General features: G+C 66.6%; 12 protein-coding genes. 8 read left to right on the forward strand and 4 right to left on the reverse strand.

Annotated elements, in window-relative coordinates; genetic code table 11:
- The first annotated feature begins 10 nt into the window (after positions 1 to 10).
- Complete coding sequence (locus GEV01_RS08675) at positions 11 to 910, forward strand: DMT family transporter (RefSeq protein WP_152803426.1); 900 nt, start codon at positions 11 to 13, stop codon at positions 908 to 910.
- On the opposite strand, the gene GEV01_RS08680 is transcribed toward GEV01_RS08675, so the two are convergent.
- A complete protein-coding gene (locus GEV01_RS08680; protein WP_152803428.1) occupies positions 911 to 1,816 on the reverse strand; it encodes a LysR family transcriptional regulator in 906 nt (301 codons plus the stop codon). It lies immediately after the preceding gene.
- 120 nt (positions 1,817 to 1,936) lie between these two features.
- Between GEV01_RS08680 and GEV01_RS08685 the strand changes: the two genes are divergently transcribed.
- Both GEV01_RS08685 and GEV01_RS08690 read left to right on the forward strand, forming a co-directional pair.
- On the forward strand, positions 1,937 to 2,569 hold the full coding sequence (locus GEV01_RS08685; RefSeq protein WP_152803430.1) for a glutathione S-transferase family protein: 633 nt from the start codon (positions 1,937 to 1,939) through the stop codon (positions 2,567 to 2,569).
- Positions 2,570 to 2,581: 12 nt separating this feature from the next.
- Positions 2,582 to 4,624 carry a 2Fe-2S iron-sulfur cluster-binding protein gene (locus GEV01_RS08690; RefSeq protein WP_152803432.1) on the forward strand — a complete coding sequence of 681 codons (2,043 nt, stop codon included), beginning with the start codon at positions 2,582 to 2,584 and terminating at the stop codon, positions 4,622 to 4,624.
- A 4-nt stretch (positions 4,625 to 4,628) separates the two neighbouring features.
- On the opposite strand, the gene GEV01_RS08695 is transcribed toward GEV01_RS08690, so the two are convergent.
- Both GEV01_RS08695 and GEV01_RS08700 read right to left on the reverse strand, forming a co-directional pair.
- Positions 4,629 to 6,368 carry an extracellular catalytic domain type 1 short-chain-length polyhydroxyalkanoate depolymerase gene (locus tag GEV01_RS08695; RefSeq protein ID WP_152803434.1) on the reverse strand — a complete coding sequence of 580 codons (1,740 nt, stop codon included), beginning with the start codon at positions 6,366 to 6,368 and terminating at the stop codon, positions 4,629 to 4,631.
- A 114-nt stretch (positions 6,369 to 6,482) separates the two neighbouring features.
- On the reverse strand, positions 6,483 to 7,418 hold the full coding sequence (locus GEV01_RS08700) for a LysR family transcriptional regulator (protein ID WP_008450047.1): 936 nt from the start codon (positions 7,416 to 7,418) through the stop codon (positions 6,483 to 6,485).
- Between the two features lie 159 nt (positions 7,419 to 7,577).
- On the opposite strand from GEV01_RS08700, the gene GEV01_RS08705 reads away from it, so the two are divergent.
- The 5 genes from GEV01_RS08705 to GEV01_RS08725 all read left to right on the forward strand — a co-directional run bounded on the left by GEV01_RS08705 (position 7,578) and on the right by GEV01_RS08725 (position 14,935).
- Positions 7,578 to 8,369, forward strand: coding sequence for a putative hydro-lyase (locus tag GEV01_RS08705; protein WP_328595483.1), 792 nt, complete (start codon positions 7,578 to 7,580; stop codon positions 8,367 to 8,369).
- A gap of 83 nt (positions 8,370 to 8,452) precedes the next feature.
- Positions 8,453 to 9,724: an MFS transporter gene (locus GEV01_RS08710; RefSeq protein ID WP_152803438.1), complete on the forward strand. Its 1,272-nt coding sequence runs from the start codon at positions 8,453 to 8,455 to the stop codon at positions 9,722 to 9,724.
- 36 nt (positions 9,725 to 9,760) lie between these two features.
- Complete coding sequence (locus GEV01_RS08715) at positions 9,761 to 13,372, forward strand: hydantoinase B/oxoprolinase family protein (protein ID WP_152803440.1); 3,612 nt, start codon at positions 9,761 to 9,763, stop codon at positions 13,370 to 13,372.
- Between the two features lie 21 nt (positions 13,373 to 13,393).
- Complete coding sequence (locus GEV01_RS08720; RefSeq protein WP_152803442.1) at positions 13,394 to 14,470, forward strand: porin; 1,077 nt, start codon at positions 13,394 to 13,396, stop codon at positions 14,468 to 14,470.
- 9 nt (positions 14,471 to 14,479) lie between these two features.
- Positions 14,480 to 14,935 (forward strand): cache domain-containing protein, encoded by a 456-nt coding sequence (locus tag GEV01_RS08725; RefSeq protein ID WP_152803443.1) that lies wholly within the window; start codon positions 14,480 to 14,482, stop codon positions 14,933 to 14,935.
- A 10-nt stretch (positions 14,936 to 14,945) separates the two neighbouring features.
- Here GEV01_RS08725 and GEV01_RS08730 read toward each other — a convergent pair whose 3' ends face one another.
- Positions 14,946 to 15,425: a GNAT family N-acetyltransferase gene (locus GEV01_RS08730; protein ID WP_152803445.1), complete on the reverse strand. Its 480-nt coding sequence runs from the start codon at positions 15,423 to 15,425 to the stop codon at positions 14,946 to 14,948.

The following is a 15,425-nucleotide window of genomic DNA, read 5'->3' on the forward strand; positions in this document are numbered from 1 at the left end:
AAAGTACCCGATGAGCACCCGCCTGACGCCCCGCACCGTATTCCTGCTGACCTTGCCGCCGCTGCTGTGGGCCGGCAACTCGATAGTCGGCCGCCTGGTGCACGACCAACTGCCGCCGGTGTTGCTGAACCTGCTGCGCTGGGTGATCGCGTTCGCGCTGCTGTGGCCGCTGGCCGGACCGGTGTTCCGGCGCGAGGCCGGCCTGTGGCGCTACTGGAAGCATTACGCGCTGCTGGGCCTGTTCGGCATCGGCCTGTACAACACGTTGCAATACATGGCGCTGCAAACCTCGACGCCGATCAACGTTACCTTGGTCGCCTCCGGCATGCCGGTGTGGATGATGCTGACCGGCTGGCTGTTTTTCGGCGTGCCGGTCAGCCGGCGCCAGGTGGCCGGCGCCGTGCTGTCCATCGCCGGCGTGCTGCTGGTGCTGGCGCGCGGCGAATGGCGCCACGTGCTGGAGCTGCGGCTGGTGGCGGGCGATCTGTTCATGATACTGGCCACCATCGCCTGGTCGTTCTACAGCTGGCTGCTGATGCGGGTGCGCGAACCGGCCGCGCTGCGCGCCGACTGGGCCGGCTTCCTGCTGGCGCAGGTGGCGTTCGGCGTGCTGTGCTCGGGCGGCTTCGCGCTGGGCGAGCAGGCGCTGGGCGCGGCGCCGGTGCAGTGGAGCTGGACGCTGGCGGCGGCGCTGCTGTACGTGGCGGTGGGGCCGGCGGTGATCGCCTTCCGCTGCTGGGGCGAGGGCGTGCAGGCGGCCGGGCCGTCGATAGGCGCCTTCTTCGTCAACCTGACGCCCTTGTTCACCGCCGTGCTGTCGTCGGCCTTCCTGGGCGAGGCGCCGCATGGCTACCACGCGGCGGCGTTCGCGCTGATCGTCGCCGGCATCGTGGTGTCGGCGCGGCGCTGATCAATCGCCGGCGGCCAGCTTCAGCGCATCGATAAACACCCGCACTTTCTGCGGCAGGTGCGGCGAGGCGGGGAAGACCGCGTGGATGTCGCTCTCCGGCAGCGTCCACGCCGGCAGCAGCCGCACCAGGCGCCCGGCCGCCAAATCCTCCCGCACCGAAAACTCGGTGGCCCGCAGCACGCCGTCGCCGGCCAGCGCGGCGGCGCGGCAGACGGTGGCGGTGTTGGTGGCGAAGACGGTGTTGAGCATGCGTACCGCGTGCTGGCGGCCGTCCGCGTGCTCCAGTGTGAAGCTCTGCGGCTGCTGCAGCACCGTCAGCGCGATGTAGGGCAGGGCGGGCAGCGCTTCCGGCCCGTCCGGCATGCCGTGGCTGGCGACGAAGGCGGGGCTGGCAACCAGCCAGCGCCGCAGCCGTCCTACGCGCGCGGCCATGTAGCCGGAATCGGCCAGCTTGCCCAGCCGGACGGTGACGTCGATGCCCTCGGCGATCAGGTCGATCAGGCCATCGCCGCAGACCAGTTCCACCTTCAGTGCCGGATAGCGCGCCCGCAATTGCGACAGCAGCGGCGCCACCACCATCACGCCGTAATCGATCGGCGACGCCACGCGCAGCGTGCCTTGCGGGATGTCGCGGCTGCTGCGGGCCTGTTCGATGGCTTGCTCGGCCTGTTGCAGCAGCTGGCGGCTGGCGTCGTAGAAGGCGCGGCCGGCTTCGGTCAGCGCCAGCTTGCGGGTGGAGCGCAGCAGCAGGCCGACGCCGACCTCGGCCTCCAGCAGCTGCATGTGCTTGCTGACCATGGACTTGGCCAGCCCGAGGCGCTCGGCGGCGGCCGTCAGCGAACCGGCTTCGACGACGGCGACAAAGGTGATCAGGCGGTTCAGGTTGACGCTGCTAAGTTCGACCATGGCGGGGTGGTGGTGGTTATTGTTCACCTAGAGTGAACTGAGATTCTGTTTTTGTCCAGCTTATCAGCACGATGAGGGCTGCCTATACTGGGCCATCTCTTCACTCTGACGGAAACCACCATGAAACTCTACGGCGCCACCCTGTCCGGCCACACCCACCGCGTACGGCTGTTCCTCAGCCTCTTGAACCTGCCCTACGAGTTTGTCGAGATCGACATGCGCGCCCGCCAGAACCGCTCGCCCGAGCATCTGGCGCGCAATCCGTTCGGCGAAGTGCCGGTGCTGGAGGATGGCGATGTGACGCTGGCCGATTCGACCGCGATCCTGGTCTACCTGGCCTCCCGCTACGACGACAGCGGCCGCTGGCTGCCGCGCGAGCCGGTGGCGGCGGCTCGGGTGCAGCAGTGGCTGTCCACGGCGTCGGGCAAGATCGCCTACGGTCCGTGCGCGGCGCGGCTGGTGACGGTGTTCGGGGCGCCGCTGGATCATGAGCGGGCCAAGGACATCTCCACGCGCCTGTTCGATGTGCTGGAGCGTGAGCTGGCCGGCCGCCGCTATGTGCTGGGCGATCACGCCAGCATCGCCGACATCGCGGCCTTCAGCTACATCGAGCATGCGCCGGAAGGCGGCGTGTCGCTCAAGCCGTATCCGAGCATCCGCAATTGGTTGGCCAATGTGCGCGCGCTGCCGGGCTTTGTGGCGATGCCGGCTACGCAGGCCGGATTGGCACCGGAATCGCCGGAAGCGGCTTAAGCGGGGGCGCCCATGGATACCTCTCCCTTCCACCCCGGCGAGCTGGCGATCCAGCAGCGCGTGGGCGTGCGCGAGCAGATGGCCGGCGCAGGCGCTGCCGGTGTGCGCGACTACATGCCGGACCAGCATCGCCAGTTCTTCGGCGAGCTGCCGCTGTTCTTCATCGGCGCGCTGGACGAGGCGGGGCAACCTTGGGCGACCATGCTGGTCAACGACGCGGGCTTCATCACGACGCCCGATGCGCGCACGTTGCACATCACCGGCGGCATGCTGGCCGGCGATCCGTTGCAGGGCCAGTTGCGCGTGGGCGCTCATCTCGGCGGACTGGGACTGGTGCCGACCACGCGGCGGCGCAATCGCGTCAACGGCGTGATCGAGGCGATGGATGCAGGCGGCATGCGGGTGGCGGTGTCGCAGAGCTTCGGCAACTGCCCGCAGTACATCCAGGACCGTGTGCAGACGCCGGTGGCGGCCGCGCCCGTCGCGCAGGTGCTGAGGGCCGCCGCGTTGAGCGCGGAGGACCGTGCGCTGATCGCCCGCGCCGACACCTTCTTCATCGCCAGCGCCAATCTGGATGCGCAGGCGAGGCGCGGGCAGGGCGTCGATGTTTCGCATCGCGGCGGACGGCCGGGCTTCGTGCGCGTGGACGATGAGCGCACGCTGACGTCGCCCGAATTCGTCGGCAACTTCTTTTTCAACACGCTGGGCAATCTGCTCGGCCATCCGCGCGCGGGCCTGCTGTTCATTGACTTCGACAGCGGCGACATGCTGCACGTGGCGGTGGAGGCGGAGATCATCTGGGAAGGCCCGCAACTGCAAGCTTTCGCGGGCGCCGAGCAACTGCTGCGCTTTCATGTGCGCGAAGTGGTGCGCAATGTGGGCGCGCTGCCGTTCCGCTGGAGCGCGCCCAAGCCAGCTTCGCAAGTGGCACGTACCGGCCGTTGGGAGGAAGCCGACCGCGCGCAGCAGGCGGCAGCGCTGACCGGCAGATGGCGGCCGTACACCGTCACCGAAGTGGTGCGCGAAAGCGCCAGCGTGCAATCGTTTTATCTGGAGCCGGCCGATGGATTGGGTGTCGCCGCGCATGTGCCGGGCCAGTTCATTTCACTGCGGCTGCCGGGCGATGCCGAAGCCGGAGCCGCCGCGCGCATCCGCAGCTACACGTTGTCCGACGCGCCCAACGGCCGCCGCTACCGCATCAGCGTCAAGCGCGACGGCGCGGTCTCAAGCTGGCTGCACGAGCATCTGGCGCCGGGCGCGCGCGTCGAGCTGCAGGGGCCTGGCGGCGATTTTGTTTTCGAGCGGGGCACGCGGCGCCCGGTGGTGCTGCTATCGGCCGGCATCGGCATCACACCGATGATCGCCATGCTGAACGGCTTGCTGGTGAACGGCAGCCGCACGCGCCACCGGCACGCCATCCACTTCTTCCACGGCGCCCGCAACCGCGACGAGCAACCGTTTGCCGAGCACCTGAAAACGATGGCGGCGGGCCACCGCAACCTGAATGTCCACATACGCTACAGCGGCGCCGACGGCGTGGCCAGCGACATCGTCAACTGGCAGGCCAGCAGCGGCCGCATCGACATCGATTGGCTGAAGACGCAGCTGCCGTTCGACGACTACGATTTCTACCTGTGCGGCCCGGCCGCGTTCATGCAGCAGATGTATGACGGCCTGCGGGGCCTGAACATCGCCGACGAGCGCATACGTTTCGAAGCCTTCGGCCCGGCCAGCGTGCGGCGCAATGCAGCGCCGGCGGCCGGAACAGCCCGACGCGCAGGGCCGGCGCAGCACGTGCCGGTGCAGTTCACACAGTCGGGCACGTCGGCGCTGTGGGACGGCAGCGCGGCCAGCTTGCTGGCGCTGGCGGAATCCAAGGGCATCGCGGCCGAAGCGAGCTGCCGCTCCGGCCAGTGCGGTTCCTGCGCGGTTGGCCTGCTCTCTGGCGAAGTCGAATATACCCGCCAGTGCAGCGCCGACATCGCCCCTGGCCAGGTGCTGCTGTGCTCCACCGTCCCCGCCGCCGGCAGCGCCGCGCTCACGCTGGCGCTGTAGCGGCTCAAGGACAGGCGCCGATGATGTAGTAACCCGCCGCCGTCTGCGCCAGCACGCTGCTGTAGAACAGATTGTCCAAGCCCATGTTCTGATTGGAGCCGTTGGCCAGCGCATAGCCGCCGCTGTCGTGCGCGCGTCCGGCCTGCACGTGCGCATAGTTGCTGGCGTTGACAGTGGTGCAGCTCCACGCCGGCGCGGTGGTGACGTTGATGGCCGCCGACAGCGCGCTCTCGCTCGACGCGCCCACCGCCGATACGGCGAAGCTGTACGTGGTGGCCGCCGCCAGCCCGCTTGCGGTGTAGCCAGTCGCGGTCAACGGCGATGCGGTCAGCTTGGCGCCGTTGCGATACACGTTGTAGCCACTGGCGCCGCTGACCGCGTTCCAACTCAAAGGCACGCTGCTGGCGGTTGGCGTGCCGGCGGCCAGGCCGGTCGGCGGTTGCAGCACCGGTGCGCTGCCGACCAGGAATTGCGCCAGCGGACATCCGGTCGAGACCTGGCCCAGCGTGTCGGTGGCGGTGACGCTGCCGGTGTAGTAGCCGCTGGCCAGGTTGTAGGTCTTGCTGAAGCTGGCGCCGCTACCGGCCGCGTTGTCGTTGATGGTGCTCGGCCCGTTCAGTAGCACGCCGTAGCTGGCCACGCCTCCTGTGGCCGTGCCCGCGCCGCTGATGGTGACGCCGCTGCCGCTGACCACCGTGCTGCCGCAGGAGGTCATCTCCGGTCCCGGCGTCGCCGGCGCCCGCAGATTATTCTTGAACCAGAAATCCATGACGAAGGCCGGGTAGTTGACCCGCGTGCTGTCGACATAGTTGGTGTTCTGGCCGCCGCTGCCGGCCGGCCACGCATGGCCCATGCCGCTCACCGTGATCTCATGCGTGCGCAGCTTGCCGTTGCTGTCGATGTAGGGGACGTTGCTGCCGCCGCCAGCCACCGCTACTGCGGCGCCCTTGGTGTAGCTGCCGCCGTAAGCCAGGCGGATGCCGGCCGTGTCGATAGGCCCGTAGCCCTGCGCCACCGTGAAGTCGGACGTGCCCCACACCGCGCCGGCGATCTGCGTAGCGAAGGCACCGGCGTTGGCGCCCGCCATGGCCTTGCACTTGCTGCCCGCCGTGGCGGCCGTATAGCCGGAGGGTACAGCGCCGATCTGCAGCGTGGTGGTGCCCGGCGGCGGCCCCGCATTGATGCCGACCCCGGCGAAGATGTCCGGCGCCAGGCAGCCCAGCACCATGGTCTCGCCGCCGCCCGACGACAGGCCTGTGACATAGACCTGATTCGGGTCGATGGCCAATTGCGGATCGTTGACGAAGCGGCCGACCAGGTCGAGCAGGATGGCGTCGTGCCCGGCGGCGCTGCGGTTGTGGGTGGTGTTGGCGTAGTCCCAGCAATGGTTGTTGTAGACATTGCCGGTGGCGTTGGGCGCCACGATCACGGCCCCGTATTGGTCGGCAGCGGCCTTCCAGTTGTAGCCGCCGTCGCCGGTGGTGTTGATTACGTCCCCGCCGGCCGTTTGCAGGCAACCGTGCAGCACCAGCACCAGCGCGCGCTTGCCGCCCAGCGTGGGCTGCGAGGCGGGCCAGTAGAAATAGCCGGTCAGGTTGCCGCCGTTGACGCTGTCGGCGGCCCAGGTCTGCTGCACGCTCCAGGCGCCGGGGCCGGCAGTCACTGCTTGTGCCGTGCAGACCGTCAGCAGCAGGATCGCAGCGGCGAGCACACGCGACATCAAATGCTTGATGTTGATTGCCATGATTTGTCTCCGTGATTGTGGGTGCGCCGGCAGGAAGATAATAGTGCAAATAAAACCATGCACAAGCACCCCAGTATTTTTACTGTTGCGCGATGGCGGCTACGAACTTGGGACTTAGCCCAGCGACTTGATGTAGCGGGGATCGACCTGTGCGCAGTAGCTGGCGCAGGACTGGCGGGCGGCGTTGGCGGCGGCGTGCACCAGCATCTCGGCGTTGGAGTGGAAGCACATCGACACGATAATGGCCGGCGGTTCCGGCTGCACCGGCAGTTCGATGAACTCGCCGCTGTTGAGCGCATCGACCACGAACAGGCTGGGGATGGCCGCGACGCCGTAGCCGTCCTTCACCAGCTGCACGATGGCCGCCACCGACGGCGAGCAGGTGATGCGGGTCTGCTCCAGCGGCACCATCGCCAGGTTGGCCATCTTGCTGACGATCTCCTCGATCATGCGCTGCGGCGCCGTGCCGCGCCCGAAGGTCAGGATGGGCAGGGCCAGCAGGCGCTGGTTCAAGCCTTCCTTGCGCGTGTCGACCAGCCCTTTGCGGGCGATCCAGTGCAGCGGATACACCGCCAGCGCTTCGGAGACGATGTCGCTGCTCTCCACGCCCTCTACCTGGATCACCAGATCGAGTTCGCGCGCGCGCAGCCGGCGCTCCAGCACATTGCTCATGTCGACCGCCAGATCGACTTCCAGTTCGGGATAGGTGGTGTTCAACTCGCGGATATACTGCGCCAGCCAGCTATGGACCACCGATTCGATCACTCCCACGCGCAGGCGGCCTCGGATCGCGCTGTCCTTCTGCGCCGCCGCCGTCAGCCGGCGCGTGGCGTCGACCACCGCCTTGGCGTGGGCCAGCAGGTATTCGGCGTTGGCGGTCAGGCGGAAGTCCTTGCTGGCGCGGTCGATCAACTCCGTTTGCAGCTCTTCCTCCAGCGTCTTGATGCGCAGCGAGATGGCGGCCGGCGTCGCGTGCAGCGCGCGCGCCGTGGCGCGGAAGCTGCGCAACTGGGCGAGAGTGACGAAGGTCTCCAGGAAGCGGGTGTTCATGGCAGACAAGAATACCTTAACCCGGCGCACCAAGATAGCGCGGAGTGGTAAGAAAAACTATACAACAACAGCAAAAATAACTAGATGGCGTGTAGGGTTATTCAAGTTTATTCTTAACTCATGCAAGTTAATCATGACTTTTAAACGATAAGAACGACGATAAAAGCGAGACACGCCATGACCCCACTTCAATTACGTCACCAGGTGCGCAGCGGCGAGTTCCGCCTGCCCACCGCCGGCTACTGCGGCGCCTACGCCCAGGCCAACCTGGTGATCCTGCCGCAGGCGCATGCCGACGCCTTCCTGCTTTTCTGCCAGCGCAATCAGCGCGCCTGCCCGCTGCTGGCGGTTGGCGAGCCGGGACAGTGGAACGTCAGCGCGCTGGGCGCCGACATGGACCTGCGCAGCGACACGCCCGGCTACAACATCTACCGCGACGGCGAACTGGCCGCGCAAACGCACGCGCTGCACGACCTTTGGCGCGATGACCTGGTGGTGTTCGCGATCGGCTGTTCGTTCTCGTTCGAGCAGATGCTGATCGACGCCGGCATCAAGCTGCGCCACATCGAGCAGCGCCGCAACGTCGCCATGTACCGCACCAATATCCGCAACCACGGCGCCGGTCCTTTCGGCGGCGAGATGGTGGTGTCGATGCGGCCGATGAAGGCCGCCGACGCGATCCGCGCCATCCAGATTACCAGCCGCTTCCCTGCGGTGCACGGCGCCCCGGTGCATCTGGGCGACCCAGCATTGATCGGCATCGCCGACATCAACCGCCCCGAGTACGGCGACGCGGTCGAGATCATGCCTGACGAAATACCGGTCTTCTGGGCATGCGGCGTCACGCCGCAGGAAGCCATCCGCCACGCGCGCCTGCCGCTGGCGATCACCCACCAGCCGGGGTACATGCTCGTCACCGACATCCTCAATTCATCCTTAGCAGCGTTCTGACTTAAAACCACAGTGGCACCCACGACGGACCCGCAGCGCGCGTCCGAACGGGGAGTGCTGCGCCTGAAAAATAGGGGAGCACAATGAACACCACAGCACTATCGACCGCCGAGAAAGAAGGATTCTTCTCCTGGTTCCACGCACTGACCGGCAAGGAGCGCCGTACCTTCTGGAGCTGCAAGATCGGCTACGCGCTCGACGCGATGGACACGCAGTTCCTCAGCTTTGTGATCCCGACGCTGATCGCCACCTGGGGCCTGTCCAAGGGCGACGCCGGCTTGATCGGCACCGTCACCTTGCTGACCTCCGCCGCCGGCGGCTGGATCGCCGGCATCCTGTCGGACCGCATCGGCCGCGTCAAGACGCTGCAGCTGACCATTCTGTGGTTCGCCTTCTTCACCGTATTGTGCGGACTGGCGCAGAACTTCACGCAGCTGCTGGTGGCGCGCGGCCTGATGGGCTTCGGCATGGGCGGCGAGTGGACCGCCGGCGCCATCCTGATCGGCGAGGTAATCCGCGCCAAGGACCGCGGCAAGGCGGTGGGCATGGTGCAGGCGGGATGGGCGATCGGCTGGGGCGTGTCGGCGCTGCTGTATGCGCTGATGTTCTCGCTGCTGCCGGCCGACTGGGCCTGGCGCTCGCTGTTCCTGCTGGGGATACTGCCTGCGCTGTTCGTGATCTTCATCCGCCGCTTCGTCGACGAGCCGGAAGTCTTCGTCGCCCAGCAGAACAAGGTGGCGCCGCAGGACCGCGTCTCGTTCGCCGCGATCTTCGCGCCCAAGATGCTGAGCACCACGCTGCGTGCCGTGCTGCTGACCACCGGCGCCCAGGGCGGCTATTACGCCATCACCACCTGGCTGCCGACCTTCCTCAAGACCGAGCGCCATCTGACGGTGCTGGGCACCGGCGGCTACCTGGCGATGGTGATCGTTGGCTCCTACGTGGGCTACATCGTCAGCGCCTTCCTGACCGACTATCTGGGCCGCAAGAAGAACTTCATCCTGTTCGCCACCGGTTCGATGTGTATCGCGCTGGCCTACACCCGGCTGCCGGTGACGGACGGCGTGATGCTGTTCCTGGGCTTCCCGCTGGGCTTCTGCGTGTCCGGCGTGTTCAGCGGCATGGGTGCCTTCCTCACCGAATTGTTCCCGACCTCGATACGCGGCTCCGGCCAAGGCTTCAGCTACAACATGGGCCGCGCCATCGGCTCGCTGTTCCCGCTGATGATAGGCATGAGCAGCCAGTCGATGGCGCTGGGCGAGGCGATCGGCGTGTTCGCCGGCACGGCCTACGGCGTGATGATACTGGCCGCGCTGACGCTGCCCGAAACCGCCGGCAAACAACTTGAATCCTGACTTAGTACAGCTAACAGTAATAGCAGAGGCCACACCATGAAAAACGACATCCCCGCCCAACCACTTCGCTGGCAGTTCTGGGTAGACCGCGGCGGCACCTTCACCGACATCGTCGCACGCCGCCCGGACGGCAAGCTGGTGACGCACAAGCTGCTGTCCGAATACCCGGAGCGCTACGAAGACGCCGTCACCCAGGGCATGCGCGACCTGCTCGGGCTGAAGACCGGCGAGCCGTTGCCGGCCGAGCAGATCGAAGTGATCAAGATGGGCACCACCGTCGCCACCAACGCGCTGCTGGAGCGCAAGGGCGCGCGCACGGCGCTGGCGATCACCCGTGGTTTCGCCGACCAGCTGCGCATCGGCTACCAGGACCGGCCGGACATCTTCGCCATGCGCATCGAGCTGCCGGACCTGATCTACGAAAAGGTGATCGAGATCGATGAGCGCATCGGCGCGCGCGGCGAGGTGCTGGAAGTGCCGGACGAAGAGCGGCTGCGCGGCCAGTTCGTGGCGCTGCGGGCGATGGGCATCGACGCCATCGCCATCGTGCTGATGCACGCCTACCGCTTCCCGCAGCACGAGCAGCGGCTGCGGGCGCTGGCCGAGGAGACAGGTTTCACGCAGATCTCCGTCAGCCATCAGGTCAGCCCTTTGATGAAGATCGTCGGCCGTGGCGACACCACCGTGGTGGACGCCTACCTGTCGCCGGTGCTGCGCGACTACGTGTCGCGGGTGTCGGCCGATACGGGCGATGTACGCATCATGTTCATGCAGTCCAACGGCGGCCTGACCGACGCCCGCCGCTTCCAGGGCAAGGACGCGATCCTGTCCGGCCCCGCCGGCGGCATCGTCGGCGCAGTCAAGAGCTGCGAGGCGATAGGCCTGAAACAGGTGATCGGCTTCGACATGGGCGGCACTTCGACCGACGTCGCCCACTACGACGGCGCCTACGAGCGCGTGTTCGAGACCGTGGTTGCCGGCGTGCGGGTGCGCGCGCCGATGATGCACATTCATACCGTGGCTGCGGGCGGCGGCTCGATTTGCAGCTTCGAGAACGGCCGCTTCAAGGTGGGGCCGGAATCGGCGGGTGCCAATCCGGGGCCGGCCAGCTACCGCAAGGGCGGCCCGCTGACCGTCACCGACTGCAACGTGATGCTGGGCCGTATCCAGCCGGAGCACTTCCCCCGCGTGTTCGGCCCTAACGGCGACCAGCCGCTGGACCGGGACGTGGTGGTGCGCGCCTTCGGCGAACTGGCCGAGAAGATCGCCCGCGAAACCGGCACCCGGCTGTCGCCATCCGCCGTGGCCGACGGCTTCCTGGCGGTGGCGGTCGACAATATGGCGCAGGCCATCAAATCGATCTCGGTGGAGCGCGGCTATGACGTCAGCCGCTACGCCATGTGCTGCTTCGGCGGCGCCGGCGGCCAGCACGCCTGCCGCGTGGCCGATGTGCTGGGCATGACCAAGATCGTCATCCATCCGTTTGCCGGCGTGTTGTCGGCGTTCGGCATGGGGCTGGCCGATATCCGCGCCATGCGCGAGGGCGCCGTCGAGCAGGCGCTCAGCGACGCCACGCTGGCCGAGCTGGGGCCGCAGCTGGTGGCGCTGGCGCGCGACGCCGCCACCGAACTGCTGGAGCAGCAGGTGGCGCAGGAAGACATCCGCGTTGAACTGTGCGCGCGGCTCAAGTACCAAGACAGCGATTCGGCCTTCGTCATCCCGCTGGCCAGCATGGCCGAGATGAGCGAGGCCTTTGCGACGCTGTATCGCGGCCGCTTCGGCTTCGTCATGGAAGGCCAGCCGCTGGTGATCGAGTCGGTGTCCGCCGAAGCGATAGGCGCGGGCGACGGCGCCGGCTTCGTCATCGAAGTGCCGGCTGGCGGCGGGGGCGATTCTCCCGGCCGCGTCTACAGCTACGTCGATGGCCAGACCGTGCCGATCGCGCTGCACGTGCGCGCCGAGCTGCCGGTGGGTAGCCGCGTGGCCGGGCCGGCGCTAATCCGCGAGGAGATCGCCACCACCGTGGTGGATGCCGGCTGGACCGCGCGCGTGCTGCCCGACCACACGCTGTTGCTGGAACGCGGCGTGGCCGCAGGCAGCGCGCACAAGATGACCACCGCCGTGCATCCCATCCATCTGGAGATCTTCAACAACCTGTTCATGGCGATCGCCAAGCAGATGGGCACCACGCTGGAGAACACCGCCTACTCGGTCAACATGAAGGAGCGGTTGGACTTCTCCTGCGCCATCTTCGACCGCCACGGCAATCTGATCGCCAACGCGCCGCACATCCCGGTCCATCTGGGCTCGATGAGCGACAGCGTGTTGTGCGTGATCCGCCAGCATGCGGCCACGATGGCGCCGGGCGACGCCTATGTGCTGAACGTACCTTACAACGGCGGCACGCACCTGCCGGACATCACGGTGGTATGCCCGGTGTACGGCGATGGAGAGCAGCCGCTGTTCTACGTCGCCGCGCGCGGCCACCACGGCGACGTCGGCGGCATCACGCCCGGCTCCATGCCGCCCAACAGCACCAGCATTTTGGAAGAGGGCGTCCTGCTCGATAACATCAAGATCGTCGATCGTGGCGTGTTCCAGGAACCGCTGGTGCGCGGCCTGTTCGCCGCCGGGCCTTGGCCGAGCCGTAACATCGACCAGAACATCGCCGACCTGATCGCCCAGCTGGGCGCCTGCGAGACCGGCGCCAACGAACTGCTGAAGGCCACCGCCTGCTACGGCGAGGACGTGGTGCTGGCCTACATGGGCCACGTGCAGGACAACGCCGAAGCGGCGGTGCGCAAGGCCATCGGCGGACTACGCGACGCCAGCTTCTCCTACGAGATGGACGACGGCGCCGTGCTGCGCGTGAAGCTGACCATCGACCACGCCAGCCGCAGCGCCACGGTGGACTTCACCGGCACCAGCGAGCAGCGGCCGACCAACTTCAACGCGCCGCTATCGGTCTGCAAGGCCGCCGTGCTGTACGTGTTCCGCACTCTGATCGACAGCGACATCCCGATGAACGAGGGCGTGCTCAAACCGCTCAAGCTGATCATCCCGGAAGGCTCGATGCTCAACCCGCGCTACCCGGCGGCCGTGGTGGCTGGGAATGTGGAAGTGTCGCAGTACGTCACCGACGCGCTGTATGGAGCGCTGGGTGTGATGTCGGCCTCGCAGGGCACGATGAACAACTTCACCTTCGGGAACGCGGAGCACCAGTACTACGAGACCATCGCCGGCGGTTCCGGTGCGGGGCCGGGCTTCGACGGCACGGCCGCCGTGCAAACGCACATGACCAACTCGCGCATGACCGATCCGGAGGTACTGGAATGGCGCTTCCCGGTGCTGGTCGAAACGCATGCGATCCGGCGCGGCAGCGGCGGCGAGGGCGCGCAGCGGGGCGGCGACGGTGCGCTGCGCCGCATCCGCTTCCTGGAGGCGATGACGGCCAATATCCTGGCCGGCCACCGCCGCATCGCGCCGTTCGGGCTGGAGGGAGCGGCGCCGGGAGCGCTGGGCCGCAACTGGGTCGAGCGCGGCGACGGCACGGTAGAGGAATTCGGCGCCACGCACACGGCCGAGATGCAGGCGGGCGACGTGTTCGCCATCGAGACGCCGGGTGGCGGCGGCTTTGGTACCAAGTAAGCAAATCAACTGGAGATAACAATGAAAAAAACTATGCTTGCGTTCACCCTGGGCGCGTTGGCGGGGACTGCGGCGGCACAATCGAACGTGACGGTGTACGGCATTGTCGATATGGCGGTGGTGCGCGAGAGCGGCGGCGTTGGTGCCGCGGCCTCCAGCACCAAGTTGACCAGCGGCGTGGAGGCGGGATCGCGGCTGGGCTTCAAGGGTAATGAAGATCTGGGCGGCGGCTTGTCGGCCATCTTCCTGCTGGAGAACGGCTTCCAGGCCGACACGGGCGCCATGGGGCAGGGCGGTTTGCTGTTCGGCCGCCAGGCCTATGTCGGCCTGCAGAGTAAAACGGCCGGCACGCTGACGCTGGGCCGCCAGTACACGCCTCAGTATCTGGCGGTGGCGGCGGTCGATCCCTTCGGCTCCGGCACGGCCGGCGACACCAAGAACCTGATGGCCTCCACCGGCAATAGCGCCAGCCGGATGGACAACGCGGTCAAGTACGCGTCGCCGGTGGTCAATGGCTTCAATGCGGAGGTGGTCTACGGCGTCGGGGAGGTGGCTGGCGACAGCAAGGCGCAGCGCCAGTTCGGCGGCGCGGTCGCGTACACCACTGGCCCGCTGGTGGTGCGTCTGGCGCATCACAACCGCAACAACGACACGGCCACGCTGAAGAGCACCAGCAGCGCCAAGAACACTGTGCTGACGGCGCTGTACGACTTTGGCGTGGCGAAGGCGCATTTCGCGTATGGGGTCGACAAGGGCTTGAACAGCGCCTTGCCGCGCAATCTGAACAACCCGTTTGGCTACGCGGTGGCGCCGACGCCCTCCATCGACAGCAGCGTGGTGCTGCTGGGCGTGACGGTGCCGCAGGGTTTCGGCACGTGGATCGGCTCCTACATCCGCAAGAACGACAAGACCAGCTTCAATCAGGATGCGGAGCAGCTGGCCGCGGGTTATCGCTACTACCTGTCGAAGCGTACCGATTTGTACGGTGTGTACGCGTACATCCGCAACAAGAACGGCGCCGGCTATACGGTTGGTAGTGCGATCGAAGGCGGCACGGGCAATCGTGGTCTTAATCTCGGCATTCGCCACATTTTCTAAGGAGCTCACATGAAAAAATTGATACTGGCCTGCGTCATGATGGTGGCGGCGCTGTGCGCCGGCGCGGCGGAAAAAGGCACTGCTGATGAAGCGGTGGCGATGGTCAAGAAGGCCAGCGAGTTCTTGAAGAAGAACGGCAAGGAGAAAGCCTTCGCCGAGTTCAATAATCCGAAGGGGCAGTTCATCAGCAAGGACTTGTACATCTTCGCCTTCGGCGCCAACGGCGACGGCGTGGAGCTGGCCAACGGCGCCAACATCAAGCTGGTCGGGAAGAATGTGCTGGAGATGAAGGACGCCGACGGCAAGTTCCTGATCAAGGATATCCTGGCGCTGGGCATGAGCAAGGAAGGCAAAGGTTGGGTCGATTACAAATGGCCCAACCCCAGCACCGGCACCGTCGACGGCAAGCGCACCTACGTCGAGCGCGTGGACGACGTCGTGATCGGCTGCGGCATCTACAAATAACCCTTGGTGTTCAGTATTTGAGCGAACGCCGCATCACCAGCGGCGGTGGCTCCATCGGATTGGCGTGCGAGTATTCGAGTTCCTCGGCCAGCTCGAATTCGAAAGCGGTATAGAAGTCGATCAGCTTGGGCTGGTCGCCGCGCACGGCCAGCCGAACCTCTTCCACGCCGGAAGCCAGGCCGTGATGGATCACCGCCTCCAGCAGATGCTGCGACAGATTGCTGCCCCGGTACTGCGGCAGCACGCCCATGCGGCATACTTCCCACACATCCGGCTCCGCATCGAGCGGCAGCCAGCGCACCGAACCCACCGGCTGTTCGTCGACCAGCAAAACAAAACCGCCGCCCGCACGCAGATGTTCTGCGACGAGTACGGCGGTTTCGCGGTGTCCGCTGGAAGTGACGTTGACCTTGCCGGCCCACGCGGCGCGCGTGAGGTCGGCGATCAGCCTGGCATCGTCATTCGTCGCTTCGCGGACCACGATGTTCAT

It is taken from the genome of Rugamonas rivuli (genome assembly GCF_009380165.1).
GTDB lineage: Bacteria > Pseudomonadota > Gammaproteobacteria > Burkholderiales > Burkholderiaceae_D > Rugamonas > Rugamonas rivuli.

Excerpts from the sequence above, each read along its gene's own strand:
- GEV01_RS08675 (WP_152803426.1), top strand. The coding sequence starts at position 11 with ATGAGCACCCGCCTGACGCCCCGCACCGTATTCCTGCTGACCTTGCCG.
- GEV01_RS08680 (WP_152803428.1), bottom strand. The coding sequence starts at position 1,816 with ATGGTCGAACTTAGCAGCGTCAACCTGAACCGCCTGATCACCTTTGTC.
- GEV01_RS08685 (WP_152803430.1), top strand. The coding sequence starts at position 1,937 with ATGAAACTCTACGGCGCCACCCTGTCCGGCCACACCCACCGCGTACGG.
- GEV01_RS08690 (WP_152803432.1), top strand. The coding sequence starts at position 2,582 with ATGGATACCTCTCCCTTCCACCCCGGCGAGCTGGCGATCCAGCAGCGC.
- GEV01_RS08695 (WP_152803434.1), bottom strand. The coding sequence starts at position 6,368 with ATGGCAATCAACATCAAGCATTTGATGTCGCGTGTGCTCGCCGCTGCG.
- GEV01_RS08700 (WP_008450047.1), bottom strand. The coding sequence starts at position 7,418 with ATGAACACCCGCTTCCTGGAGACCTTCGTCACTCTCGCCCAGTTGCGC.
- GEV01_RS08710 (WP_152803438.1), top strand. The coding sequence starts at position 8,453 with ATGAACACCACAGCACTATCGACCGCCGAGAAAGAAGGATTCTTCTCC.
- GEV01_RS08715 (WP_152803440.1), top strand. The coding sequence starts at position 9,761 with ATGAAAAACGACATCCCCGCCCAACCACTTCGCTGGCAGTTCTGGGTA.
- GEV01_RS08720 (WP_152803442.1), top strand. The coding sequence starts at position 13,394 with ATGAAAAAAACTATGCTTGCGTTCACCCTGGGCGCGTTGGCGGGGACT.
- GEV01_RS08725 (WP_152803443.1), top strand. The coding sequence starts at position 14,480 with ATGAAAAAATTGATACTGGCCTGCGTCATGATGGTGGCGGCGCTGTGC.
- GEV01_RS08730 (WP_152803445.1), bottom strand. The coding sequence starts at position 15,425 with ATGAACATCGTGGTCCGCGAAGCGACGAATGACGATGCCAGGCTGATC.